16 protein-coding genes are annotated in these 25,864 nt (G+C 72.6%); 10 read left to right on the top strand and 6 right to left on the bottom strand.

Going from position 1 to position 25,864, the window contains the following annotated elements:
- Positions 1 to 11 precede the first annotated feature (11 nt).
- From RM788_RS35295 to RM788_RS35275, 5 genes are all read left to right on the top strand, one after another.
- The gene (locus RM788_RS35295) at positions 12 to 653 is read left to right on the top strand and encodes a phosphatase PAP2 family protein (protein WP_315923265.1); all 642 of its coding nucleotides are present in this window, start codon (positions 12 to 14) and stop codon (positions 651 to 653) included.
- Between the two features lie 235 nt (positions 654 to 888).
- Entirely contained in the window at positions 889 to 2,472 is a 1,584-nt protein-coding gene (locus RM788_RS35290) for an ATP-binding cassette domain-containing protein (protein ID WP_315923263.1), read from the top strand.
- 77 nt (positions 2,473 to 2,549) lie between these two features.
- Entirely contained in the window at positions 2,550 to 3,752 is a 1,203-nt protein-coding gene (locus RM788_RS35285) for a cytochrome P450 (RefSeq protein WP_315923261.1), read from the top strand.
- Entirely contained in the window at positions 3,749 to 3,943 is a 195-nt protein-coding gene (locus RM788_RS35280) for a ferredoxin (protein ID WP_315923259.1), read from the top strand. The genes RM788_RS35285 and RM788_RS35280 overlap by 4 nt, the downstream gene beginning before the upstream one ends.
- A 191-nt stretch (positions 3,944 to 4,134) precedes the next feature.
- Complete coding sequence (locus RM788_RS35275) at positions 4,135 to 14,781, top strand: type I polyketide synthase (RefSeq protein ID WP_315923257.1); 10,647 nt, start codon at positions 4,135 to 4,137, stop codon at positions 14,779 to 14,781.
- A 6-nt stretch (positions 14,782 to 14,787) separates the two neighbouring features.
- Here RM788_RS35275 and RM788_RS35270 read toward each other — a convergent pair whose 3' ends face one another.
- Positions 14,788 to 15,486, bottom strand: coding sequence for an ABC transporter permease (locus RM788_RS35270; RefSeq protein WP_315923255.1), 699 nt, complete (start codon positions 15,484 to 15,486; stop codon positions 14,788 to 14,790).
- Complete coding sequence (locus RM788_RS35265) at positions 15,483 to 16,400, bottom strand: ABC transporter ATP-binding protein (protein ID WP_315923253.1); 918 nt, start codon at positions 16,398 to 16,400, stop codon at positions 15,483 to 15,485. The genes RM788_RS35270 and RM788_RS35265 overlap by 4 nt, the downstream gene beginning before the upstream one ends.
- Before the next feature lie 108 nt (positions 16,401 to 16,508).
- Between RM788_RS35265 and RM788_RS35260 the strand changes: the two genes are divergently transcribed.
- Both RM788_RS35260 and RM788_RS35255 read left to right on the top strand, forming a co-directional pair.
- Positions 16,509 to 17,636, top strand: coding sequence for a sensor histidine kinase (locus RM788_RS35260; RefSeq protein ID WP_315923251.1), 1,128 nt, complete (start codon positions 16,509 to 16,511; stop codon positions 17,634 to 17,636).
- The gene (locus tag RM788_RS35255) at positions 17,633 to 18,235 is read left to right on the top strand and encodes a response regulator transcription factor (protein WP_315923249.1); all 603 of its coding nucleotides are present in this window, start codon (positions 17,633 to 17,635) and stop codon (positions 18,233 to 18,235) included. The genes RM788_RS35260 and RM788_RS35255 overlap by 4 nt, the downstream gene beginning before the upstream one ends.
- A gap of 46 nt (positions 18,236 to 18,281) precedes the next feature.
- Here the strand turns inward: RM788_RS35255 and RM788_RS35250 are convergent, their stop codons facing one another.
- Together RM788_RS35250 and RM788_RS35245 are read right to left on the bottom strand one after the other, a co-directional pair.
- On the bottom strand, positions 18,282 to 18,479 hold the full coding sequence (locus RM788_RS35250) for a hypothetical protein (RefSeq protein WP_146175007.1): 198 nt from the start codon (positions 18,477 to 18,479) through the stop codon (positions 18,282 to 18,284).
- A 170-nt stretch (positions 18,480 to 18,649) separates the two neighbouring features.
- Complete coding sequence (locus RM788_RS35245; protein WP_315923246.1) at positions 18,650 to 21,295, bottom strand: ATP-binding protein; 2,646 nt, start codon at positions 21,293 to 21,295, stop codon at positions 18,650 to 18,652.
- 356 nt (positions 21,296 to 21,651) lie between these two features.
- Here RM788_RS35245 and RM788_RS35240 point away from each other — a divergent pair, with 356 nt between their 5' ends.
- Together RM788_RS35240 and RM788_RS35235 are read left to right on the top strand one after the other, a co-directional pair.
- Positions 21,652 to 22,329: a DUF2306 domain-containing protein gene (locus RM788_RS35240; protein ID WP_315923244.1), complete on the top strand. Its 678-nt coding sequence runs from the start codon at positions 21,652 to 21,654 to the stop codon at positions 22,327 to 22,329.
- Between the two features lie 35 nt (positions 22,330 to 22,364).
- Complete coding sequence (locus RM788_RS35235) at positions 22,365 to 23,072, top strand: bleomycin resistance protein (protein ID WP_315923242.1); 708 nt, start codon at positions 22,365 to 22,367, stop codon at positions 23,070 to 23,072.
- A 49-nt stretch (positions 23,073 to 23,121) separates the two neighbouring features.
- Here the strand turns inward: RM788_RS35235 and RM788_RS35230 are convergent, their stop codons facing one another.
- On the bottom strand, positions 23,122 to 23,616 hold the full coding sequence (locus RM788_RS35230) for an HIT family protein (RefSeq protein WP_315923240.1): 495 nt from the start codon (positions 23,614 to 23,616) through the stop codon (positions 23,122 to 23,124).
- 87 nt (positions 23,617 to 23,703) lie between these two features.
- Entirely contained in the window at positions 23,704 to 24,774 is a 1,071-nt protein-coding gene (locus RM788_RS35225) for a glycoside hydrolase family 19 protein (protein WP_315923238.1), read from the bottom strand.
- A gap of 385 nt (positions 24,775 to 25,159) precedes the next feature.
- On the opposite strand from RM788_RS35225, the gene RM788_RS35220 reads away from it, so the two are divergent.
- On the top strand, positions 25,160 to 25,822 hold the full coding sequence (locus tag RM788_RS35220) for a Crp/Fnr family transcriptional regulator (RefSeq protein ID WP_315923236.1): 663 nt from the start codon (positions 25,160 to 25,162) through the stop codon (positions 25,820 to 25,822).
- Positions 25,823 to 25,864 lie beyond the last annotated feature (42 nt).

Genomic DNA, 25,864 nt, shown 5'->3' with positions numbered 1-25,864 from the left:
CTCGCGGGATCATGATCGAGTTGAGCGCAGCCCTCTACCTGTTCATCGCGGGCATCGCCCACGCGACCCCCGACTGGGTGCACGTGATCGCGGACGTCGGCACCGACGCGGGTCTGCTGGTGTTCGCGGCCCTCTTCGCCTGGAACGCTTGGCGCAGCAGGGGAAAACCGCACTACAAGCTCGCGCTGGTGGCACCGTTCGGGGTGATCGGCGCCTACCTGGTGAGCGAGGTCGCGAAGACCTTCATCCAGGAGGAGCGCCCCTGCCGGGCGGTCGTCGGGGCGTTGTTCATCGCCGAGTGCCCGGCCGTCGGGGACTGGTCGTTCCCCAGCAACCACGCGACGATCGCGGCGGCCTGCGCGGCGGTGCTCGCGACCATCTGGGGCCGGGTCGCCCTCGTGGTGTTCCCATTGGCGATGCTGATGGCTTTCTCACGGGTCTTCGTCGGCGTGCACTACCCGCACGACGTCGCCGCGGGGTTCCTGGTGGGCGCGACGGTCGGCGCGCTGCTGGCGCTGCTGGCGACCAGACTGGTCGGTCCGGCGAAGGAGGAACCGCGGGTGCCTGCGGGTCCGCGCGTCGAACAGCGCCACCCCGGACACCACGACGCCGCGGCCACCGAACGGATCCGGGTCACGCGCCCCCGGCGTTAGCGGGCCACCGGGCTCGCCCGGTAATCCGGTGGCAACCCCTCGACGGCTTCCCTATCGTCGCGGACATGGTTCCGCCGTTCTTCGTGCTCTACCTCTGATCTCGGCCGCGACGCGGCGAGCGCCCGCTCGCCGCGTCTTCGACGTGCCCGAGAGCGCTCGCCGTCCGGCTTGAGCGCCAGAACTCGCGGAGCGCCCCCGTCGTGGTCGCGCGCTCCCGTTCCGAAGAGGTGACCCAGTGCGCGCACTGCTCGTACAACCCCGCCATGCCCATCTGCGGACCGAGGACCTGGGCAAGGGCTTCGAAGCACGGCCGGTCCTGTCCGGCGTCCACCTGACCGCGTCGGCCGGGCAGCGCCTCGGCGTGATCGGCGAGAACGGCCGGGGCAAGTCCACGCTGCTGCGGCTGCTCGCGGGCGCCCTGGAGCCGGACACCGGCTCGGTGACCCGGCACGGCTCGGTCGCCATGGCCGCGCAGGAACTGCCGTTCGCCGACGACGACACCGTCGGCACGCTGCTGGACCGGGCCCTCGCCTCCGCGCGGGCGGCGGTGGCCGAGGTGGACGGTGCGGCGACCGCGCTGGCCGACGCCGAGCCGGGCGCCGACGACCGGTACGCGGCGGCGCTGGCCGAGGCGGAACGGCTGGAGGCGTGGGACGCCGAACGCCGGGCCGACCTGGCGCTGGCCGCGCTGGCCGCCCCCTCCGACCGCGCCCTGCGGCTGGCGGGGCTGTCCGTGGGGCAGCGCTACCGGGTGCGGCTGGCGTGCGTGCTGGCCGAGCGCGCGGACATCCTGCTGCTCGACGAGCCGACCAACCACCTCGACGCCTCCGGCGTGGACCACCTGACCGCGCGGCTGCGCGAGCACCAGGGCGTGGTCGTGCTGGTCAGCCACGACCGGATGCTGCTGGACGAGGTCTGCACGGCGCTGCTCGACCTGGACCCGAACGCCGAGGGCGAGGTGGTGCTGCACGGCGGCGGCTACTCCTCCTACAAGTCGGCCAAGGCGGCGGAACGGGCGCGGTGGGAGCAGCGCTACGCCCTGGAGTCGTCCAGGGACGCCGAGTTGCGGGAGGAGGTGTCCGCCGCCGAAGCCCGGCTGGTGACGTCCTGGCGGCCTCCCAAGGGGGCGGGAAAGCACAAGCGGGCGACGCGGGCACCGGGCCGGATGCGCAACGCGGCCCGCCGTCTGGAGGAGCTGACCGGGCGGCGGGTGCCGAAGCCGCCCGCCCCGCTGCGGTTCGCGAGCCCCGAACTGGAGACGGGTCCGGAGGACGAGGTGCTGCTCAGCGCGTCCGGGGTCGCGGTGCCCGGTCGGCTGCGGCCGCACCCGGACGTCGCGGTGACCGCGGGCGGGCGGCTGGTCGTGTCCGGCGCGAACGGGGCGGGCAAGTCGACGCTGCTGGGCGTGCTGGCCGGTCGGGTCGTCCCGGCGTCCGGTGTGGTGAGCCGCGGCGACCGGACCAGGATCGGGCTGCTGGCGCAGGAGTCGGACTTCCCGGACCCGTCGCTGAGCCCGGTGCGGCTGGCGGGCGGCGACCCGGAACCGCTGCGCGGACTGGGCCTGCTGCCCGACGTGGACCTCACCCGGCCCGTGGGCAGGCTGTCGACCGGACAGCGCAGGCGGCTGTCCCTCGCGCTGCTGCTCCTGCGCGCGCCGCACGTGCTGCTGCTCGACGAGCCGACGAACCACCTGTCGATCGCGCTGGTCGACGAGCTGACCGAGGCGCTGCTGGTGACCGCCGCGGCCGTCGTCGTGGCCACGCACGACCGGAGGCTGCGGGCCGACCTGGACGGCTGGCCGACCCTGGAACTCATTTGAAAACAACGTTCTTCACAGAGTCGTGAACATTATGTAGCTTTTGAAGCAGGTTTCTAACGCACTGGGAGGTGTGCAAGATGACCGAAACGATCACCGCTGCCCTGCCGACGACGCGCGACAACGCGTTCGACCCACCTGCGGAACTGGGGGTTCTCCGCGGGGAAGCACCGCTGCACCGGCTCCGCTTCCCCGACGGGCACGTGGGCTGGCTCGTCACGAACCACGAGCTGGTCCGCGAGATCATGGCCGACCGCCGGTTCAGCTCGCGGAGCGAACTGCACCACTCCGTCATCACCCGCGCCGACGGCCAGCCGGTGCGGCGGCCCGCCGCGACGCCCGGCCTGTTCATCGGGATGGACGCGCCGGACCACACGAGGTACCGCAAGCTGCTGACCGGCCAGTTCACCGTGCGCAGGATGAACCAGCTGTCGGCGCGCATCGAGGAGATCGTCCTCGATCACTTGAAGGCGATGCGCGCGAACGGCACCTCGGCCGACCTGGTCGCGGCGTTCGCGCTCCCCATCCCCTCGCTGGTGATCTGCGAGCTGCTCGGCGTCCCCTCCGACGAGCGGCACGTGTTCCAGGAGGACACCGCCCTGGCGCTGCGGCTGGAGACGACCGCGGAGGAGGCCTTCGCCGCTTTCGAGCGGATCAAGGACTTCATCCGCGACCTCGTGGTGCGCAAGCGGACCACCCCCGGCGACGACATGCTCAGCGGCCTGATCGCGAGCGGTGAGCACCTCGACGACGAGGAGATCACCGGCATGGGCGTCCTGCTGCTGGTCGCCGGGCACGAGACGACGGCCAACATGCTCGGGCTCGGCACGCTGGCGCTGCTCGCCAACCCGGACCAGCTCGCCGCGCTGAAGGCGGACCCCTCGCTGATCGGCAACACCGTCGAGGAGCTGCTGCGGTACCTGTCGATCATCCAGTTCGGCACCACCCGCACGGCGCTGGAGGACGTGGCGATCGGCGGCGAGGTGGTCAAGGCGGGCGACACGCTGTCGCTGTCGGTGGCCGCCGCCAACCGCGACCCCGAGCGGTTCGACGACCCCGACCGGTTGGACGTCCGGCGCCCGGCGAGCGGGCACATGAGCTTCGGGCACGGCGTGCACCAGTGCCTCGGCCAGCAGCTCGCCCGCATCGAGATGCGGATCGGCTACTCGGCGCTGTTCGCCGAGTTCCCGGACCTGCGCCTCGCGGTACCCGCGGACGAGGTGCCGCTGCGCACCGACATGGCCATCTACGGGGTCCACGCGCTGCCGGTGGAGTGGTCGTGAGGATCGAGGCCGACACCGCGAAGTGCTGCGGGGCGGGGATGTGCGCGCTCACCGACCCCGACCTGTTCGACCAGAGCGAGGAGGACGGCACGGTCCTCGTCCTGGTCACCGAACCCGGTCCCGAGCACCACGCCACGGCCCGTGAAGCCGCCGCGCTGTGCCCGGCGGGTGCCATCACCGTTCACGGGTGACCACCTCCCGCGACCCCGCCGCCCACTCCGGCTGGGTCGCGGGAAACTCGCCTGACCAGGCCTTCCGCGCTGCTAGGGGGCCGTTTAGGGGCCGTCAGGGGTGTCCGGGGCCCGAACCCGTCGTTAGTTTTCGCCCCAGTGATCTGTGGCGGACGACGACGTGCGGGTTTCTGTGAAAAGGGTGGCGCTGAATGTCCAACGAGCAGAAGCTTCGCGATTACCTCAGGCGGGTGACCGCGGACCTGCACAGCACGCGCCACCGTTTGCAGGAGGTCGAGGGGATGGGCCAGGAGCCCATCGCGATCGTGGCGATGGGCTGCCGGTTCGCCGGGGGCATCACCTCCCCCGAGGAGCTCTGGGACTTCGTCGTGGACGGCCGGGACGCCGTCGCGCCCTTCCCCGCCGACCGCGGCTGGGACGTGGAAGCGCTCTACCACCCCGATCCCGACCACCAGGGCACCTCCTACGTGGTGGAGGGCGCCTTCGTCGACGGCGTCGCCGATTTCGACCCCGGCTTCTTCGGCATCTCGCCGCGCGAGGCCATCACGATGGACCCGCAGCAACGACTGCTGCTGGAGACCGCGTGGCACACGTTCGAGCGCGCGGGCATCGACCCGCACTCGTTGCGCGGCAGCCGGACCGGTGTGTTCACCTCCACCAACGGCCAGGACTACATCACCAAGCTTCAGGGGGAACTGCCCGACGGGCTGGAGGGCCACGTCGGCACCGGCACCGCGGCGAGCATGATCTCCGGCCGCGTGTCCTACGCGTTCGGCCTCGAAGGCCCGGCCGTCACCGTCGACACCGCGTGCTCGGGCTCGTTGGTCACGTTGCACCTGGCCGTGCAGGCGCTGCGCAACGGCGAGTGCGACCTGGCACTGGCGGGCGGCGCGACGATCATGGTCACGCCGGGGGCGTTCATCGACTTCAGCCGCGCCCGCGGCCTGTCCTGGGACTCCCGCTGCAAGTCGTTCGCCGCGGGCGCCGACGGGACGAGCTGGGGCGACGGCGTCGGGCTCGTGCTGGTGGAACGGCTGTCCGACGCCCAGCGCAACGGTCACGAGGTGCTCGCCGTCGTGCGCGGCATCGCCGTGAACCAGGACGGGGCGTCGAACGGCCTGACCGCGCCGAACGGCCCGTCGCAGCAGCGGGTGATCAGGCAGGCGCTGGCGGACGCGCGGCTGTCCGCCGCGGACGTCGACGTGATCGAGGCCCACGGCACCGGCACGAAGCTCGGCGACCCGATCGAGGCGCAGGCGCTGATCGCCGCGTACGGGCCCGAGCGCGAGACCCCGCTGCTGCTCGGTTCGGTGAAGTCCAACATCGGTCACACGCAGGCCGCCGCCGGGGTCGCCGCCGTCATCAAGACCGTGATGGCGCTGCGGCACGGCGTCGTCCCCAAGACGCTGCACGTGGACGCGCCGTCACCGCAGATCGACTGGAGTTCCGGCACCGCGGAGCTGGTGACCGAGACCAGGCCGTGGCCGGAGACCGGGCACGTCCGCCGGGCCGGGGTGTCGTCCTTCGGCTACAGCGGCACGAACGCCCACGCGATCCTCGAGCAGGCGCCCGAGGTCGAGATCGCGATCGACGAGGACGTGCCCGCGGCCGAGCCGCGCGAGCTGCCGGTGGTGCCGGTGCTGCTGTCCGGGAAGACCGAGGAGGCGGTGCGGGCGCAGGCGTCCGCGCTGCTGGGGTCGGTGCCCGGCAACGACCTGGCGGACCTCGGGTTCTCCACCGCGACGACCCGCGCGCACCTTGACCACCGGGCGGTGCTCGTCGCCGACGACCACGACGGGCTGCTGGCCGCCCTCAGGTCGCTCGCCGACGGCACGACACCGGTCGCGGCCGAGGCCGTGGACGGCCGCACGGCGGTGCTGTTCACCGGTCAGGGCAGCCAGCGGATCGCCATGGGGCAGGAGTTGTACAGCGCTTTCCCGGTGTACGCGGAGGCGTTCGACGCCGTGTGCGCGCACCTGGACCCTCGCCTGCCCGAGGCGTTCGCCGATCAGGAGTTGTTGAACCGCACCGAGTTCACCCAGCCCGCGCTGTTCGCGGTCGAGGTGGCGCTGTACCGGCTGGTGGAGTCGTGGGGTGTGCGGCCGGACTTCGTGGCGGGGCACTCGATCGGCGAGTTGGCCGCGGCGCACGTCGCCGGGGTGTTGACGCTGGCGGATGCCGCGGCGCTGGTGACCGCGCGGGGCAAGCTGATGCAGGCGTTGCCGACCGGTGGTGCGATGGTCGCGTTGCAGGCCACCGAGGACGAGGTCCGGCCGCACCTGGCCATCGGCGGAGCCGATTTTTCCACTGGGGCACGGGTCTCCATCGCCGCGATCAACGGGCCGCGGTCCGTGGTGGTGGCCGGTGACGAGGACGCGGTGTTGGCGCTGGTGGCCCGGTTCGAGGACCGGAAGTCCAAGCGGCTCAGCGTGTCGCACGCGTTCCACTCGCCGCGGATGGACGGCATGCTCGCCGAGTTCCGCACGGTGGCGGAGGGTTTGACCTTCCGGGCGCCGGAGATCTCGATCGTCTCCACGCTGACCGGCGCGCTCGTCACGGCCGAGGAGATCACCTCGCCGGACTACTGGGTCCGCCACGTCAGGGAGGCCGTGCGGTTCGCGGACGCGGTGCGGACGCTGGAGTCCGAGGGCGTGTCGACGTTCCTGGAGCTGGGCCCCGACGGCGTGCTGACCGCGATGGCCGCGGAGACCGCGGAGACCGCGGAGACCGCGAGCCGAGCACGGCTGATCCCGTCGCTGCGCAAGGACCGCGACGAGGTGCGGGCTATCGTCGGCGCTCTCGGCGCGGTGCACACCAGCGGGGCCGCGGTGGACTGGGCGGCGTTCTTCGCCGGGTCCGGTGCGAGCCGGATCCCGTTGCCCACCTACGCCTTCCAGCGCGAGCGCTACTGGGTCGACGGCGGCCCGGCCGCGCAGGACGTGACCTCGGCCGGACTCGGCTCGGCCGACCACCCGCTGCTCGCCGCGGTCCTGTCGGCACCCGGTGGCGGCGTGCTGTTCACCGCCCGCCTCTCGCTGGCCGGGCACCCCTGGCTCGGCGACCACGTCGTCGCCGGATCCGTTGTGGTGCCGGGGACCGCGCTCGTGGAGCTGGCCATCCGCGCCGGCGACGAACTCGGCTGCGGGCACCTGGACGAGCTGCTGCTGCGAACTCCGCTCGTGCTGCCGCCGCAGGGTGCGCTCACGCTGTGCGTGGCGGTCGCCGAACCGGACGCCTCCGCCCGCCGCGCGGTCGCGGTCCACTCCCGGCAGGACGAGGGCGAGTGGACGACGCACGCGGTCGGCGTGCTGACCGACGAGCGGGTCGCCGCGGACTTCACGCTGTCCACGTGGCCGCCCGAGGACGCCGAGCCCCTGGACCTGGGCACGATCTACGACGACCTCGCCGGGGCCGGACTGGTGTACGGGCCGGTGTTCCGCGGCCTGAAGGCGGCCTGGCGCTCCGGTGACGACCTGTACGCCGAGGTCGGGCTGCCGGACGCCGAGCACCGCGCCGCGAGCCGGTTCGGCGTGCACCCGGCGCTGCTGGACTCGGTGCTGCACGCGCTCGGGCTGGACGCCGAGCAGGGCGAGGGCTCGCTGCCGTTCTCCTGGAACGGGGTCAGCCTCCACGCCGCGGGCGCCACGACGTTGCGCGCCAGGATTTCCCCCACCGGACAGGGCGGCGCGGTCTCGATCAGCGTCGCCGACGGTGGCGGCGCTCCGGTCGCGCGGATCGACTCGCTGGTGCTGCGCCCCATCGGCGGCCAGCTGAAGTCCGGTGGCGGCAAGGCCGACGCGCTGTTCCGCGTCGACTGGACCGCGCTGCCGTCGGAGAACGCCGACAGCTCCGCGACCACTGTGACGCTGCATGTTCCCGACGGCGACGCCCGTGAGGTGACCGGCCGCGTGCTGGCCGATCTCCAGGCGCACCTGGTCGGTGACGCGGTGATCGTCGTGGTCACCAGCGGCGCTGTCGCCGTGCTGCCGGGCGAAGGCGTGCCGAACCTGGCGCACGCCGCCGTGTCCGGCCTGGTGCGCGCGGCGCAGTCCGAGCACCTGAACCGGATCGTGCTCGTGGACACCGACGCGCCGGACGAGGTCGACGCCGCCGCGGTGGTCGGCCACGGGGAGAGCGAGGTCGCCCTCCGTGGTGGAAAGGCGTTCGCGCCGCGGTTGGTGCGGGCGTTCGCGGGGACCGTGCCCGCGTTCGACGGTGCCGGTGCGTGGCGGATGGACTTCACCGAGCAGGGCACGGTGGACAACCTGGTCACGATCCCGTGGCCGGACGCGGAGCGGGAGTTGGAGCCGCACGAGGTGCGGATCGCGGTGCGGGCGGCGGGGGTGAACTTCCGCGACGTGATGAACGCCCTGGGCATGTACCCCGGTGACGCCGGGTTGATGGGTTTGGAAGCGTCGGGTGTGGTGCTCGGGGTCGGGTCGGATGTGGATGGTCTCAAGCCGGGTGACCGGGTGATGGGCATGATGGACGCCGCGTTCGGCCCGGTCGCGGTGGCGGATTACCGGATGGTGTGTCCGATGCCGGTCGGGTGGTCGTTCACCGAGGCCGCGGGTGTGCCGTTGGTGTTCCTGACCGCCCTGTACGGGCTGGGTGACCTGGCCGGTTTGTCGGCGGGTGAGTCGGTGTTGATCCATGCCGCCGCCGGTGGTGTCGGTATGGCCGCGACCCAGGTGGCCCGCCAGTTGGGTGCCGAGGTCTACGGCACCGCCTCCACCGGCAAGTGGCACGTGCTGCGCGCGGCGGGTATCCCGGATGACCACATCGCGTCTTCCCGTACGACGGAGTTCGAGCAGCAGTTCACGGCGGCGACCGGTGGTCGTGGGGTGGATGTGGTGCTGGACGCGTTGTCGGGTGAGTTCGTCGACGCGTCTTTGCGTCTGGTGGGTCTTGGTGGGGCGGGTCGGTTTGTCGAGATGGGCAAGACCGATGTCCGTGACGTGGACGAGGTCGCGGCCCAGTACGCCGGTGTGCGGTATCGGGCGTTCGACCTGATCGAGGCTGGTCCGGACCGGATGCGGGAGATGCTCTACCAGCTTTACGACTGGTTCTCCGCCGGCTCCCTCAAGCCCCTGCCGGTCACCACGTGGGACCTGCACCGCGCCCCCGAAGCCTTCCGCTACCTCGGACAGGCCAAACACATCGGCAAGGTCGTCCTCACGATCCCCGCGAAGGTCGACGGCACGGTCCTGATCACCGGCGGCACCGGTGGCCTGGGCGCGGAACTGGCCCGGCACCTGGTTTCGCGGCACGGCATCAAGCACCTCGTGCTCACTTCCCGTCGTGGTCTGGAAGCACCGGGCGCCACCGAGTTGGTCGAGGAACTGGACGCCCAAGTCGATGTCATCGCCTGCGACGTGTCCGACCGCGACGCCCTCGACACGCTCCTCCAGGGCATCCCGAACCTGCACGGTGTCGTGCACACCGCCGGTGTCCTGGCCGACGGCATCCTGGAATCCCTGACCCCCGACCGCATCGACACCGTGTTCGCCCCCAAGGTCGACGCCGCCCGGCACCTGCACGAACTGACCCGCGACCGCGACCTCGCCCTGTTCGTCCTCTTCTCCTCCTCGGCCGGCCTGCTGGGCTCACCCGGCCAGGCCAACTACGCCGCCGCGAACACCTACCTCAACGGCCTCGCCGCCCACCGCCGCACGCTGGGCCTGCCCGGCATCGCACTCACCTGGGGCCTGTGGGACCAGAGCGCGGGCATGGGCGCCGGACTGTCCAAGGTGGACCTCGCCCGGATGGCACGCGCCGGAATGCCCGCCCTGTCCGTGCCGGAAGGCTTGGCGCTGTTCGACGCCGCGTTGGTTCTCGACGAGCCGGTCACCGTCCCGATCAAGCTCGACCTGGGCTCGCTGCGCTCGGCGAAGGGCGACCTGCACCCGTTGCTGCGCGGCTTGGTCCGCGTGCCGCTACGCCGGGCCGCCGCGGGCGGTGGCGCGGAAGCCTCGCTGTGGACACGGCGGCTGGCGGCGTTGAGCCCGGCCGAGCAGGACGACCTGCTGCTGGACACGGTCCGCGGTCAAGTCGCCGTCGTCCTCGGCTTCTCCTCCGCACAGCAGGTCCAAGCCGGTCGCGGCCTCGTCGACATGGGCCTCGACTCACTGTCCGCCGTCGAACTCCGCAACACCCTCAGCGCCGCCACCGGACTCCGCCTACCCGCCACCGTCGTCTTCGACTACCCCACCCCGCAAGCGCTTGCCACCCACCTGCGCGGCGAACTCGTCGACACCGCCGAGGACCCGGCGGCCCAGGTCGTCGCCGCGAGCGTCGGCTCGGACGAGCCCATCGCGATCGTGTCGATGGCCTGCCGCCTCCCCGGCGGCGTCCGCTCCCCGGAAGACCTGTGGGACCTCGTCTCGACGGGCCGGGACGCGATCAGCCCGCTGCCGGTGGACCGCGGCTGGGCGTTGCGGGACTTCGACTTCGACGTCGCGGGCGGCGGTTTCGTCGACCACGCCACGGACTTCGACCCGGCGTTCTTCGGCATCTCGCCCCGCGAAGCCCTCGCGATGGACCCGCAGCAACGCCTGCTGCTGGAGACCACGTGGGAGGCGTTCGAACGCGCCGGGCTCGACCCGACGACCGTGCGCGGCAGCAACGCCGGTGTGTTCATCGGCGGCAGCGCCACCGACTACGGCGACGGCGCGCACATCCCCGAGGAACTGGCCGGGATGCTGCTCACCGGCAGCACGCCGAGCGTCATGTCCGGGCGCATCGCCTACACGTTCGGCCTCGAAGGCCCCGCCCTCACCGTCGACACCGCCTGCTCGTCCTCGCTGGTCGCGCTGCACCTCGCGGCCCAGGCCCTGCGCAACGGCGAGTGCGACCTCGCGCTCGCGGGCGGCGTGATGGTCCTCGCCACCCCGGCGCTGTTCGCGGAGTTCGCCAAGCAGAGCGGCCTCTCCGCCGACGGCCGCTGCAAGGCGTTCTCGGCCGGGGCCGACGGCACCGGCTGGGCCGAGGGCGTCGGTCTGCTCCTCGTCGAACGCCTCTCCGACGCCCGGCGCAACGGCCACGACGTGCTCGCCGTCGTCCGCGGGTCCGCCGTGAACCAGGACGGCGCCTCCAGCACCCTGACCGCCCCCAACGGCCCGTCCCAGCAGCGCGTGATCCGCCAGGCGCTCGCCAACTCCGGACTGTCCACAGCGGACGTCGACGTCGTCGAGGCGCACGGCACCGGCACCAGGCTCGGCGACCCGATCGAGGCCCAAGCCGTCCTCGCCACCTACGGCCAGGACCGCGAACACCCCGTGCTCCTCGGCTCGCTCAAGTCCAACATCGGCCACGCCCAGTCCGCAGCCGGTGTCGCCGGGGTCATCAAGATGGTCCTGGCGATCCGGCACGGCATCGCGCCGAGGACCCTGCACGTCGACGAGCCGTCCCCGCACGTGGACTGGACGTCCGGCGCGGTCGAGCTGCTCACCGACGCGCGGGCCTGGCCCGAGCACGACCGCCCGCGGCGCGCGGGTGTGTCCGCGTTCGGCATCGGCGGCACCAACGCCCACCTGATCCTGGAGCAGGCTTCCCCTTCCCTGCCCGTCGCTGTCACCAGCAAGCCGATGCCGCTGGTCCCGGTCGTGCTGTCCGGCCGGTCACCCGAAGCCCTGCGCGCCCAAGCCGACCGGATCGCCGCGCTGGCGCCGTCGACCGACCTGGCGGACCTCGGTTTCTCCTTGGCCACCACCAGGACTCGCTTCGAGCACCGCGCGGTCGTGATCGCCGAGGACCCGGACGACCTGGTCCGCCGACTGGACTCCCCCGCCACCGCCGAAGCCGCGCCGGGCGCCCTGCTGGCCGTGCTGTTCACCGGCCAAGGCAGCCAGCGGATCGGGATGGGGCAACAGCTCCACGCCACCTACCCCGCCTACGCGAAGGCGTTCGACACCGTGTGCGACCGGTTCGGCCCCGGACTCCGCGAGGCGCTGGCCGACCCGGACCTGCTCAACCGCACCGAGTTCACCCAGCCCGCGCTCTTCGCCGTCGAGGTGGCCCTCTACCGGCTGATCGAGTCGTGGGGCGTCAAGCCGGACTTCCTGGCGGGCCACTCCATCGGCGAACTGGCCGCCGCGCACGTCGCGGGGGTGCTCTCGCTGGAGGACGCCGCCGACCTGGTGACCGCCCGAGGCAGGCTGATGCAGGCGCTGCCCGCCGGTGGCGCGATGATCTCGCTCCAGGCCGCCGAGGACGAGGTGCTCCCCCACCTGCCCGCAGGCGGGCGCTGCGCCATCGCCGCCGTCAACGGTCCCGGCTCGGTCGTCGTCTCCGGTGACGAGGACGCCGTCGAGCTGGTCGCCGCCGCGTTCGGCGACCGCAAGTCCAAGCGCCTCAGCGTGTCCCACGCGTTCCACTCCCCCCGCATGGACGACATGCTGGCGGAGTTCCTCATCGTCGCGAAGGGCGTCGAGTACCGGGCGCCGCGCGTCCCGATCGTGTCGACGCTGACCGGGCGGGTCGCCACCACCGAGGAGATCACCTCGCCGGAGTACTGGGTCCGGCACGTCCGCGAGACCGTCCGGTTCGCCGACGCGGTCACCGCGCTGGAGGACGAGGGCGTCACCGCCTTCCTGGAACTGGGGCCCGACGCCGTGCTCACCGCCATGGCCGCCGAGAGCGTGCGCGGCGCGGTGGTCGTGGCGGGGCTGCGCGGCGACCGGCCGGAGCCGCGGAACCTGCTGGAGGCGGTGGGCGACGTGCACGCCCACGGCGTCGCGGTGGACTGGTCCGCGATCTTCGACGGCACCGGCGCCGAGCGCGTCGACCTGCCCACCTACCCGTTCCAGCGCGAGCGCTTCTGGCTCGACGCCATCCCGACCGCGCCCGCGGAGTCGGCGGTGGACGCGGAGTTCTGGGCCGCCGTCGAGCAGCGGGACCTGGCCTCGCTGGCGGGTCTCGACCTGTCGGCCGACCTGCCGCTGCGCGACGTGCTGCCCGCGCTGGCGTCCTGGCGGCGCGGCCACCACGAGCGGTCCACGGTGGACGGCTGGCGGTACCGGGTCCGCTGGCAGCCCGTCGACCCCGGCACGGCGACCGCGTTCGGCCGCTGGCTGGTCGTCGCGGACCCGCACGACACCGCGCTGCTGTCCGGCCTGGCCGCCCAGGGGCTCGACGTCGTCCCGATCGACGCGGGCACCGACCGCGCCGCGCTGGCGGAAGCGCTGGCCGGGGCCGGTCCCGTCGAGGGCGTGCTGTCGTCGTCGCACGACCCGGTGGCCGCGCTCGTGCTGGTCCAAGCCCTGGGCGACGCCGGGATCGACGCGCCGCTGTGGTGCCTGACCCGCGGCGCCGTGTCGACCGGCAACGACCACGTGGACCCGGTGCGCGCCGCGCTGTGGGGCCTCGGCCGGGTCGTCGCGCTGGAGCACCCCGAACGCTGGGGCGGCCTGGTCGACCTGCCGGCCGCCGTGGACTCCGACGGCCTGGAACGACTGCTCGCGGTGCTCGCGGGCACCGAGGACCAGGTGGCCATCCGGCCGACCGGCTTGTTCGCCCGCCGCCTCGCCCACGCGCCCGCCCGCGAAGGTGCGGCGGAGTGGAAGCCCGGCGGCACGGTCCTGATCACCGGCGGCACCGGCGCCCTCGGCGGCCACGTCGCCCGCTGGCTCGCGGGCGCGGGCGTCGACCACCTCGTGCTGACCTCCCGCCGCGGCGCGGGAGCACCCGGCGCCACCGAACTCGTCGCCGAACTCGAAGCCCTCGGCGCGCGGGTCACCGTCGCCGCGTGCGACATGACCGACCGCGACGCCGTGGCCGCCGTGGTGGCCGAGCACCCGCCCACCGCCGTGTTCCACGCCGCGGGCACCGAACTGGTCCGCACGGTCGACGAGCACGACCCGGCCGAGTTCGAGGCGGTGCTGGCGGCCAAGATCACCGGGGCCCGGCACCTCGACGAGCTGGTCGGCGACGTGGACGCGTTCGTGCTGTTCTCCTCCATCTCCGCCACCTGGGGCAGCGGCGCGCAGGCCGCCTACTCCGCCGCCAACGCCGCGCTGGACGGCCTCGCCGAGGCCCGCTCGGCCCGCGGCGCCACCGCGCTGTCGGTGGCCTGGGGGCCGTGGGCCGGCGGCGGCATGGCCGACGCCGAGGCGACCGAGCAGCTCCGCCTCCGCGGTGTGGCGGCACTCCCCGCCGACCGTGCGGTGGCCGCGCTGCGGGAGTCGTTGGCGCAGAAGGACGTCACGGTCACCGTGGCCGACATCGACTGGGAGCGGTTCGCCGCCGTGTTCACCGCGGCCAGGCCGAGCCCGCTGCTCCAGGACCTCCCCGAGGTGCACCAGGCCCCGAGGCCCGCGGGCCCCGACCGCTCGGACCTGCTGGGCGAGCTGGCCGCGCTGAACCCCATGGAGCAGGACCGCCTGCTGCTGGACCTGGTCCGGTCGCGGGTCGCCGAGGTCCTCGGGCACAGCGGCGTCGACGCCGTGCAGCCGGACCGGGCGTTCGGCGAACTGGGCTTCGACTCCCTCAGCGCCGTCGAACTCCGCGACACCCTCGGCGCATCCACCGGCCTGCCCCTGCCCGCCACGCTGACCTACGACTACCCCACGTCGACCGCGCTGGTCGGGTTCCTCCGCGCCCGGCTGGAGCTCGACGACAAGGTGCTCACCCCGGTCCTCGACGAGCTGGACCTGCTGGAGAACGCGGTCGCCACCGCGGAACTGGACAACGAGGCCAGGGCCGCCGTGGTCACCAGGCTGCAAGCCCTGCTGTCGCGCTGCGCCCCCACCGGCGACGGCTCGGCCAGCATCACCGACCAGCTCGACGCGGCCGACGACGACGAGATGTTCGCCCTGATCGACCAGGAGTTCGGTGCCTAGCGCCCCTCAGGACCGGGGTTCCCACCGGAACGCGCGGGTCGCCAGGCCGTAGCCGACGGCGGTCCACGCGACCAGCACGGCGGCCGCCGTCAGCACGTTGTCGGTCGGCCCGCCCCAGGCCGCCTTCACCAGTTCGGCGACCTGCCCGCCGGGCAGCGCCAGCATGCGCAGGTCCACCGGGTCGGCGACCAGCGTCCACACCGCGCCGCCGAACAGCGTGAAGAAGAACGGGGCCGTGGTGATCTGGCCCAGTTCGGCGGTGGAGGTGATGGCGGTCGTGGCGACCCCGACGGCGCAGCACATCGCCACACCGCCCACCACCGCGAGTACCAGCAGGAGCGGGCGTTGCGGCAGCGGCGCGCCCGCCGCCGTGCTCATCCCCAGCAGCAGCGCGGTCTGCACGAGCCCGAGCAGCGCGATCGGCGCCAGCAGGCCGACGACCACCGTGGTGTCCGAGGCCTCGCCGGTGCGCAGCCGCTTGAGGTAGAGGTCCTGGCGGCGGGCCACCAGCGAGGTCGTGACGGTCATGTAGACGGTGAACCCGAGCATCAGCACCAGCTGCACGGTGATCGTGAACGTCCAGTCCTCCGGCCCGTTCCCCAGCAGCAGCGAGCCGATGAGCAGCGGGGTCACCACCGCGATCCCGGCGGCGGTCTTGTTGCGCAGCAACAGCTTGAGTTCGACGCGACCCAGCGCGAGGATCATCGGGACATCGCTTTCTCTTCGGTGCGGACGGCGTGGAACACGTCCTCCAGGGACGCGTGGTTGGCGCGCAGACCCACCAGGGAGCGGCCGTCGCGGCGGGCCCAGTCGAGCAGGTCGCCGAGGTCCCGCTGGAGTTCGCCGGTGCGCACCTCGATCCGGCCGGACGGCTCGTGCACGACGTCGCCGGACAGCATCGGCAGCTCGCCGACGTCGAACCCGGCGGGCACGTGGAACGCGATCCGCGCGGGCTGCCTCGCCAGCACGTCGGCCACCCGGCCCGCCACCGCGATCCGGCCCTCGCTCATGATGGCGATCCGGTGCGCGAGCGACTCGGCCTCCTCCAGGTAGTGCGTGGTCAGCACGATGGTCGTGCCCTCGTCGAGCAGCCCGCGCACGACCTCCCACACCCGCAGGCGCGACTCGGGGTCCAGCCCGGTCGTCGGTTCGTCGAGGAACAGCACCTCCGGCCGCCCGAGCGTGGCCAGCAGCAGGTCGAGCCTGCGCCGCTCGCCACCGGAGAGCTGCTTGATCCGGACGTCCCGGCGGTGCGCGAGGTCGAGCACCTCGACGGCCTCGGCCGCGTCGGACGTCCTGCTGCTGGTGGACCGCCAGAACCCGACCATCTCCGCGACGGTCAGCTCACCGGGGAAACCACTGTCCTGCAACATGATCCCGACCCTCGGCCGGATCGTCCGCCGGTCGGTGAACGGGTCGGAGCCGAGCACCCTGACGGTGCCGCCGGAAGCCGCCCGCAGTCCTTCCACCGCTTCCATCGTGGTCGTCTTGCCCGCGCCGTTGGTGCCGAGCAGTCCGAACAGCTCGCCCCGCGCCACCTCGAAGTCGATGCCGCGCACGGCCTCGAAGTCACCGTAGGAGCACCGCAGCCCCTCGACCTGGATCACCGGATTCAGCATGTCCACCACGGTCGTCGCCTCCCGCGCGGGCGGGTAGTGCCGGAGAACACCGGTTCCGGTGACAAATGTCAGCAGACGCCGGGTGGCCGCGGTCCGTAGGTTCGGGGCGTGAGCAACCCGATGCGCCGACTGCGCCAGTACACCTGGAGCTCGTTGGGGATGGGGCCGGTCATGGTGCTGGCCGCCGGGGTCGCCGACCTGGGCGCGATGTCCCACGGCCTCCCGACGACGATCGCGCTGGCGCTCGCCCTGGTGGTCGTCTTCGGGCAGCATGCCAGGTACCTGCGGCTCGCCGTCGTCGGCACGCGCCCAAGCGGTCGGTGGCCGGAGCACCTCGCGACGTTCGCGGTCGCGCTGGCGTCGTGGGGAGTGGTGACGGCGTCCGCGTCGAACAGCGGGCTGTGGTGCATGCTGCCCGCCGCCGTGATCGGCCACGTGGCGCTGCTCCAGCGGCCCCGCGCCCGCTGGTTCGTCGTGGCCGCCGGGATCACCGCGACGATCCTGGTGGCGGTCGCCTCCGGCGGGGACTACGGGGTCCCCGACCTGGTCATGAACCTCGTCGCGATGCTGACCCTGGTGTTCACCGAAGTGCTGTCGCTGTGGTTCTGGGGGCTGGTGCAGGACCTCGACCGGGCGCACGACACGGCCAAGGCGCTCGCCGTGGCCGAGGAGCGGCTGCGGTTCGCCGCGGACCTGCACGACATCCAGGGCCACCACCTCCAGGTCATCGCGCTGAAGGGCGAACTGGCCGAACGGCTGATCGGCCGGGACGACGACACCGCGCGCAAGCACGCGGGCGAGATCGCCGACCTGGCCCGCACGGCGCTGGCGGAGACCCGCGGGGTCGTGCAGGGCTACCGGCGGGCGAGCCTGGGCACGGAGATCACCAACGCGGTGGGCATCCTGGCGGCGGTGGGGATCGAGACCAGCGTCGAGGGCGACGCGGGCGACGTGCCCGCGCCGCTGCAACCGCTGTTCGGCGCGCTGGTGCGGGAGGGGACGACGAACGTGTTGCGGCACAGCAGCGCACAACGGTGCACCGTGGCGATCTCGGTGCGGGAACGGGAAGTCCACGTGCGGTTGCGCAACGACGGCGGAGCGGGCCGGTCGGCGGCGGAGGCGGGGTCGGGGCTCGCCGGGCTGCGCGAGCGGTTCGCCGCGGTCGGCGGGCGGATCGACGCGGGCACGACGCCGGACGGGTTCGAACTCGCCGGGCGGGCCGGGGTGGACCGGTGATCCGGGTGGTGCTCGCCGACGACGAGGACCTCATCCGGGGCGCGCTGGCGGCGCTGCTGGAACTGGAGGACGACATCGAGGTCGTCGCGCAGGTGAGCGACGGCGACGCGGCGGTGGCCGCGGTGCGGGCGCACCGGCCGGACATCGCGGTGTTCGACCTGGAGATGCCGGGCCGCGACGGGGTGCGCGCCGCGGAGGCCGTGCGGGACGTCCCGGACCTCGTGGTGGTTCTCGTCACCCGGCACGCGCGGCCGGGCGTGTTGAAGCGCGCGCTGGCCGCAGGAGTGCGGGGATTCGTGCCGAAGACCACACCCGCGTCCCGGTTGGCGACGATCCTGCGCGACGTGAAGGCGGGGAGCAGGTACGTGGATTCGGAGATCGCGGCCGCGGCGTTGACGGAGGGTGCCTGCCCGCTCACCGCGCGCGAGCTCGAAGTGCTGCGGTACGCGCTGCCCGGCGGGCCCGTCGCGGGCATCGCGCGCGAGTCGAACCTGGCCGCCGGAACGGTGCGGAACTACCTCTCGTCGGCCATGATCAAACTCGACGTGAGCACCAGGCACGAAGCCGCCCGCCTGGCGTGGGAAGAGGGCTGGATCTGACGGGGGGCCCGCCCGAGACGAGCGGGACCCCCGTCGTCTCTACCAGCTAAGAACGCTTGCCTTCCAAGGCTTCCAACCCGAGCATCTCCAGCAGGCGCTGGCAGTCGTCGGCGTTGTCGGCGTGATCGGCCACCGTGCGGGCGGCCTTGCCGTTCTGGATCACCGTCTGGATCTTTTCGTCGGCGCGTGCCTCGGCCAACCGGTCGCGCTCACGCACAGGTCCGATTCGTCGTTCCGTGATCAAAGGTGCTCCTCATCCGGTTCCGGAATCGCCGCGGGGGAGAACGCGATTCCGGTTTGGCGCCCGCCCAACACCTGGTCAAGGTATTGGTCGGTACCCACCGAGACTACGCTGTCGGGGTTGCGTAGGGGAAACATCTGGCCGTATCGAGACCTGATCACCCCTGCACATGATCACTCAGCGTGCAAGTCGAGATCCCGCAACTGGCCCCGCGAGGTCACGCCGAGCTTCGGGAACATCCGGTACAGGTGCGAGCCGACGGTGCGCGGGCTCAGGTGCAGCCGCACGCCGATCTCCCGGTTGCTGAAGCCGACCGCGGCCAACTGGGCGACCTGCAACTCCTGCGGGGTAAGGGATCCGGCGGCGTCCACCGGGAGCTGAACCGATCCACCCGCCGCGCGCAGCTCGTTGCCAGCCCGCCGGACCCACGCCGTGGCACCGATTCCGCGGTACAGCTCGAACGCGGCGTCCAGCTGGACGCGGGCGTCGACGGTCCGCTTGGCACGCCGCAGCCACTCCCCGTAGAGCAGGCACGTCCGGGCGCGCAGCGAGGGCCGGTCCTGGCCATCCTCAATGGACAGTGCGCGGAGGAAGTGGGGTTCGGGGTCGTCGCTGAGCAGCGCGCGGCAGTGGTGCAGCCGCTCCAGCGTCGCCGTCCCGCCGCCCATCCACCGCGAGAACAGCTCCAGCTGCTCCTCCCCCGCCTCCGGCCTGCCGACCCGAACGGCCGACTCGACCACGTCGGTGAGCACGCCGAGCGTGACGAGCGGCTGGTCGCGCAGCCGGGACAGCCGGGCGAACGCCTCGACGGCGTCGCCCTCGCCGAGGGCGAGCTGGCCGAGCGCCGAGTGCGCGATCGTCGTCGCCATCCGCTGGCGCACCGGGCCCGCGATGGCGAGCGCGCGTTCGGCGAACCGCGCGCACCCGGCGGCGTCACCGCGGCCGGCGGCGAAGCGCGCGAGCGCGGCGAGCAGGTTCGCCGTCCAGCCGCGCTGGCCGGTCGAGTAGGAGAACGCGACGCCCTCCTCGGCGTGCGCGATGCCCTCGGTCCACAGGCCGAGCCGGTAGTCGATGTCGGCCTGGTAGAACAGGAGTTCCGGCAGCGCGCCGGTCGCGCCGACGGCCCGCAGCCGGGTGCCGGCGACCTCCGCGAGCTTGCGCGCCTGCCGGGGGTCGGGGCCGAGCCAGCCGATCACGGCCGCCCACATCCAGGTGCGACCACCGCCCTCCGGGTGGCTCGCCGCCAGTTCCCCCGGCAGTTCCCACAGCTCCCGCGGCGTGATCACGCCGTCCCCCAGCGCCCGTCCCGCGCGCAGCGTCGCCGGTGAGCAGTCGAGCCCGGCGATCCGCTCGGTGGCGTCGAGCGCGCCGCTCATGTCGCCCGCGTTGAACGCGGCCCCCGAGGCGAGCGTGAACGTCCACGCGGCCTCCTCGGGATCGGTCGCCGCCATCAGCTCCGCGCACCGCATGAGCCCGCTGTGCGCCACCGCCGGGTCCCCGTCGTACAGCTCGATGGTGCCGTTGAGCTGGGCCAGCGTCACGGCGGGCACGGGGTCGGCCATCACCTCGCCGACCAGCGTCCTGGCCACGTCCGGCTGGCCCGAGTTCAGGGCGACGAACGCGGCGGTGACCAGCCTGCGGCGGCGGCCGTCCACGGTCTCGCTGAGGTGCGCGGCCCGGCGCAGCACCGACACCGCGGCGGCCTCCCCGCCCCGGCGGCGGGCCGCGTCCGCGCTCCGCTCCACCGCGTCGGCCAGCTCCTCGTCCGGCGCCGTCGCGGCCACGGCCCGGTGCCAGGTCGCGCGATCGGTGTCCACGCCGAGCTGCGCGGCGATGGCCAGGTGCGCGGCGCGGCGGCGGTGGAACGTGGCGTCGGCGTAGACCGCGGACCGGACCAGCGGGTGCCGGAACCGCAGCTCCGCGCCCACCACCGCGAGCAGCCCGGAGTCCTCGGCGGCGGTGAGCGCGTCGGCGGGCAGGCCGAGGCGGGCGGCCGCGCCCAGCACCGTGTCCACCTGCCCGGTGTCCTCCGCCGCGGCGACCAGCAGCAGCTCCCGCGCCGCGGCGGGCAGCGCGTCGACCCGGCGCAGGAACGCCTTCCGCACGCGGGCGCCCAGCGGCACGGTGCCGGTGAGCGCGAAGTCCGCCACGAGCAGGTTCGGGTCCTCGTGGCCCGCGAGTTCCACCAGGGCAAGGGGATTGCCACCGGTGGCGGTGAGCAGCGCGGCGCTCGGCCACTCCCAGCCGTGGTCGGCCAGCAGCCGCGCCGCGTCCCGCTCGGGCAGCCCCGCCAGCTCCAGCCGGGGCAGGTCGGAGGTGTCCACCGCGGAGTCGCGGACGGCCAGCAGCACCGCGACCGGTTCGGCCGCCAGCCTGCGGCAGGCGAACAGCAGCGCGGCGGCCGACGCCCGGTCGAGCCACTGGAGGTCGTCCACCACGACCAGCAGCGAACGTTCGGCGGCGGCCAGGCCGAGCAGCGTCACCAGTGCCGCCGAGACGACGAAGTCCGACGCCGGGGCGTCGGTGATGCCGAGCGCCCCGCGCAGCGCGGCGGCCTGCGCGGGAGGCAGCGCGTCGACGTGCCGCAGGACCGGGCGCAGCAGCTGGTGCAGGCCGCTGAACGCCTGCGCCACCTCGGATTCCACGCCCGCGCAGCTCAGCACCGACATCCCGTCGGCCCGTGCCACCGCGTCGCGCAGCAGCGTGCTCTTGCCGATCCCGGCCTCGCCGCGCAGCACCAGCACCCCGCTGTCGCCCGCCCGCGCGTCGGCCAGCAGCACGGCGATGACGTCCCGTTCCGCCAAGCGCCCGTGGATCATCCCACGACCCTAGTAGCGCGTCGCTGCTCGGTTCGGATGGCTTCGGCAGGCAGGTCGGCGGTAGGAGGATTCCCCTTCCCTGCCGGACAAGGACCGCCGTGATGGGCTCGTGGACGAAGCGGCCGATCGTGACGAGCCGGTCCGGCTGACCAGGACCGGTGTGCGTCCGGCTTGGGCGATCATGCGGCGCGCTCGCGTCGGACACCTCATTGGGTGAGGTCGAACTCCGCCATCCGCGCCCCGGGAGTCGAGCGCGACGCCCTGCCGGTGCGACTGCAGTCGGTTTGACCGAAGCGCGCCGGGCACCGGACGCACGACGCTCAACCCCAGTTGCAGTCAGGAGGAGGTGATCGATCGTGAGTACCGCGGTGAAGTGGTGGCGGCGGCCGTGGGTGGTGCCGCTGATGGTGGTCACGGTGGTGTTCCTGGCTTTCTCGCTGCCGCCGTACCTGACCCTGGACGCCACCCGCGCCCGCCTGCCGATCCGCGCGGACGCGCCGGGCCAGTACCCGTTGCTGGTCCTGCACATCCTGTTCGGCTCGGTCGCGCTGCTGACGAGCTGCCTCCAGGTGTGGCCGTGGTTCCGCGGCCGGTACCGGGTGGCGCACCGCCGGATCGGCCGGGTCTACGTGTTCGCGGGCGTCCTGCCCTCCGCCGTGCTGGCGATCCCGACGTCGGTCTACGGCCACAGCGGTCCCGTGGGCGCCGCGGGCAACGTGGTGCTGGCCGTGCTGTGGCAGGCCACGACCACGGTCGGGTTCCGGATGGCGCGCGAGCGGCGGTTCGCGGAGCACCGCCGGTGGATGATCCGCAGCTTCGCGCTCGGCACGTCCATCGTGGCGAACCGGGTGTGGCTCGTGGTGCTGCTCATCGCGCTCCTGCCCTCCGGGGCGAGCGAGGCCGAGTTCGCCACGGCGACGCGGCACGCGACCGTCGCGGCCGTCTGGCTGAGCTGGGTGGCGAACCTGGTCATCGCCGAGTGGTGGATCGCGCGGAGCCGCAGGAAAGAGCGCCAGCCGGTGGGCGTTTCGTAGTACCGTGTCCCATTCAAACTTGAATGGGGGACTCCGTGGCGGACCGCACCATCCCGATCCTGCCCTGCCGGTCGATCGACGAGGTCCTGGACTTCTACCAGGCCATCGGCTTCGAGGTGACCTACCGGCAGAAGAGCCCGAACACCTTCGCGATCGTCCGGCGGGGTGGGATCGAACTCCAGTTCTTCGTGCTCAAGGCCGTCGACCCGGCCAACTCCTACAGCACCTGCTACGTCATCACGTCCGACGTCGACGGCCTCTACCGGTCGTTCCGCGACGGCATCCGCGCCGCCACCGGACGGGTGCCGCTGCGGGGCGTGCCGAGGATCGGCGCGCTCAAGGACATGTCCTACGGGGTCCGCCAGTTCGTGATGACCGACCCCGGCGGCAACATGATCCGCATCGGCCAGCCGCTCGACCAGCCCACCGCCACGACGCCCCAGGACCGCCTGGACCGCGCCCTGCGGACCGCCGTCCTGCTAGGCGATTCGAAGGAGGACCCCCTGGCCGCCGCCAGCACCCTTGACCGCGCCCTGGCCGCGGACGAGCCCACCGAGTCCACGACCCTGTTCCGCGCCCTGGTCTTCCGCGCCGACCTCGCCCTGCGCCTGGACGACCGCCCTCTCGCCACCACCACGCTGACGCGCGCCGAGGCCGTTCCCCTCACCGACGCCGACCGCACCGCTCTCACCGACGACCTCGGCCGCGTCCGGGACCTGCGCGCCGACCTGGCGCTCACCTGAGGAGACGGGATCGGGCCGCTTCGCGGAACGCCGCCGCGAAGGGGTTCGCTCATCCGCGCGGGTCGCGGACCAGCACCCGACCCGCGGCGATCCGACGGCGCAGGAGTTCCGCGTACGGCAGGCGTTCCTCGATCCGCGAGACCCGGAACTCCGGTGCCACGTGGTAGAAGTCGTCACCCTCGTACCTCGGGAACACGTGCACGTGCTGGTGCCACACGTGCTGCGTCCCGGCGGGCTCGTTGTGCTGGCGGGTCGAGATCCCCGCGCACTCCGGGTAGGCCGCGCGCATCGCGATCGCCACCGCGCGGACCGCGTCGTGCACCGCGTGGCCGTACTCGGCGGGCAGGTCGTACAGGTTCTCGTGGTGCGCGTTCGGGATCACCAGCACGTGCGCCTCGTTGCCCCGCGACCAGTTCGCGGCGACCAGCGCCGTCGCCAGGTCGGTGCGCAGCACGATGTCGCGCTGGTCGTCCAGGTCGGTGTCGCCGCCGTCGAGCAGGAAGCAGAACGGGCACTCGTAGCCCTCGGGCTCGTGGTTGAACAACGGCGTTCCTCCAGTGGTCCTCAACCGGGCGCTCAAACAAGAACGGGGCGCGACCGCAATGGTCGCGCCCCGTTCCCGTTGGTGGAATCAGCAGCCGAGGTTGCCGCCGGCCGTCGTGCCGAGGATCTGCACGAAGCGGTTGTACGAGTCGATCCGGCTCTGCACCTGGGCGGGGTTGCCGCCGTTGCACTCGATCGAGCCGTTGATGCTGCGGATCGTCTCGCCGAAGCCGCGCCCGTTGACCATCGCGTTGTGCGGGGTCATCGTGCCGGGACCGGTCTGGGTGTTCCAGTACCAGAGGCCCGTCTTCCAGGCGACCGAGGCGTTCCGCTCGACCTGGTACGGGTCGGCGAGCAGGTTGATGCCGAGGGCGTCACCCGCCGCCTTGTAGTTGAAGTTCCAGCTGAGCTGGATCGGACCGCGCCCGTAGTAAGCGGCGTTGCCCGCGGGGCAGCCGTAGGACTGGCTGGTGTCGCAGTAGTGCGGGTAGTTCGCGGTGTTCTGCTCCACGATGTGGACCAGGCCACCGGTTTCGTGGTTCACGTTCGCCAGGAAGGCCGCGGCCTCCTGCCTCTTCACCGTGTCGCTGCCGGTGGTGGAGAATCCGGGGTACGCGCTCAACGCGGCGGTCAGACCGCTGTAGGTGTAGAACGAGTTCCGACCGGGGAACATCTGGTTGAACTGCGCCTCGGACACGACGAAACCGCCGTTGCCGGGCGGGTTCGTGGGCGGGGTCGTGCCACCGTTGCAGGTGTACGGCTCCCAGAACCAGGTGCTGATGATCGGGTCGTAACCGGGGTTGTCGTGCTCGGCGATGTAGTACTTGCCGTCGGTGTACTTCACGATGTTGCCGGTCACGTAGTTCCGACCAGCGGCCCACGCCGGGTAGTCGCAGGTGCCGGCGGGCGGGTTCGTACCGCCACCGCAGGTGCCCTGGTCGGCCCAGACGCTGTTGGTGCCCGGCGCCTCGTTCTGCGTCCACCACTGCGCGAGCCAGTTGTGGCTGTTGTAGGAGGCCGTCATGCCGTTCGTGTAGACGGTTCCGGAATTCCACCCGCTCGCGCAGCCGGCGGCCGTCGCCGAGGTCGGCAGGACGACCGCCAGGACGGTCGCGCACGCCGCCGCCATCAGCGCGGCAAAGATGCGTAGCCTCGACACTTGATCACTCCTCCGTGCGGTTGCAGGGCCGCACAAATCGACGGCAAAACCGATTCCAGGCATCCCGACGACGTCGACGAGTCGATACGTCGTGACAATCCTGTGACCGGTGCCACAGTGAACCGCAGGTGGTATAGACCAGTCAAGGGTTCAGACCATTTTTCGTCCCGGACAAATCCTGCCTTCCGGGCATTCGAACGGCACCGGAAACCGCGAAAAGCCTGCGGACAAACGGTTTCACCGTGCTCCGCGGAGTCTTAAGTGGCGTCGCCCACACACAGCACCGACAGGGCGGATGCGTGAACGGTAGCCGACCCCTTGCGCTGATGGGGTGAACCGGCGGCGAAGGGCCCGATAACGGGCCCCGACTCGGCACCATGACCTGGTGACCGATCAGCTGGTCGAGGTGGGCCGCGACGCCCTGCGCGCGGCCGGACGCGCGGCGCCGTTCGACGCCGGGGCCCGCCTGATCAGGGCGGGCGAGGTCAGCGACGAAGTGCTGCTGGTCGAGGCGGGCGCCATCAAGGTCGTGCTCGCCGGCGCCGACGGCACCGAGACCCTCGCGGGCGTCTGCGGTCCCGGCGAGCTCGTGGGCGAGAGCGGTGTCATCGGCAGGCGGCCCCGGAGCGCGCACGTGATCGCGTTGACCGCGGGGCGGGCGACGCACATCGCGGGCAGCGCGTTCCAGCGGCTGGTCGACGCGAACGCCGCCGTGCGCCACCTCGTGGACAAGACCCTGGACGACCGGCGGCAGGTCGCCGACGACCGCCAGCTCCGCCAAGCGCACGACGTCCTCACCAGGGTCGGCACGGTGCTGCTGGCGTGGGCGCGGAGCGTGGGAACGCCCACGACGTCGGGCCTGCTGGTGCACGGGTTGAGCCAGCGCGACATCGCGCAGGCCGTCACCGCGTCCGAGAAGAGCGTCGAGGCCGCGCTGGGCACCCTGCGCGCCGCGGGCGTCCTCACGACCCGCAGGCTCGCCATCCGCATCACCAGACCCGAGGAACTCGCCCGGCTGATGTCCGGACCCGATCGCCGTTCTCCCTGATTTCCGGGAGTGGCGCGGACCGGACGCCCCCAGACTCCCCGC

Source organism: Umezawaea sp. Da 62-37, assembly GCF_032460545.1.
Classification (GTDB): domain Bacteria; phylum Actinomycetota; class Actinomycetes; order Mycobacteriales; family Pseudonocardiaceae; genus Umezawaea.
This window is presented reverse-complemented; position numbering and strand designations above follow the sequence as displayed.

Coding starts and splice junctions, on each gene's coding strand:
- RM788_RS35295 (WP_315923265.1), top strand. CDS start 12: ATGATCGAGTTGAGCGCAGCCCTCTACCTGTTCATCGCGGGCATCGCC.
- RM788_RS35270 (WP_315923255.1), bottom strand. CDS start 15,486: ATGATCCTCGCGCTGGGTCGCGTCGAACTCAAGCTGTTGCTGCGCAAC.
- RM788_RS35275 (WP_315923257.1), top strand. CDS start 4,135: ATGTCCAACGAGCAGAAGCTTCGCGATTACCTCAGGCGGGTGACCGCG.
- RM788_RS35285 (WP_315923261.1), top strand. CDS start 2,550: ATGACCGAAACGATCACCGCTGCCCTGCCGACGACGCGCGACAACGCG.
- RM788_RS35265 (WP_315923253.1), bottom strand. CDS start 16,400: ATGCTGAATCCGGTGATCCAGGTCGAGGGGCTGCGGTGCTCCTACGGT.
- RM788_RS35245 (WP_315923246.1), bottom strand. CDS start 21,295: ATGATCCACGGGCGCTTGGCGGAACGGGACGTCATCGCCGTGCTGCTG.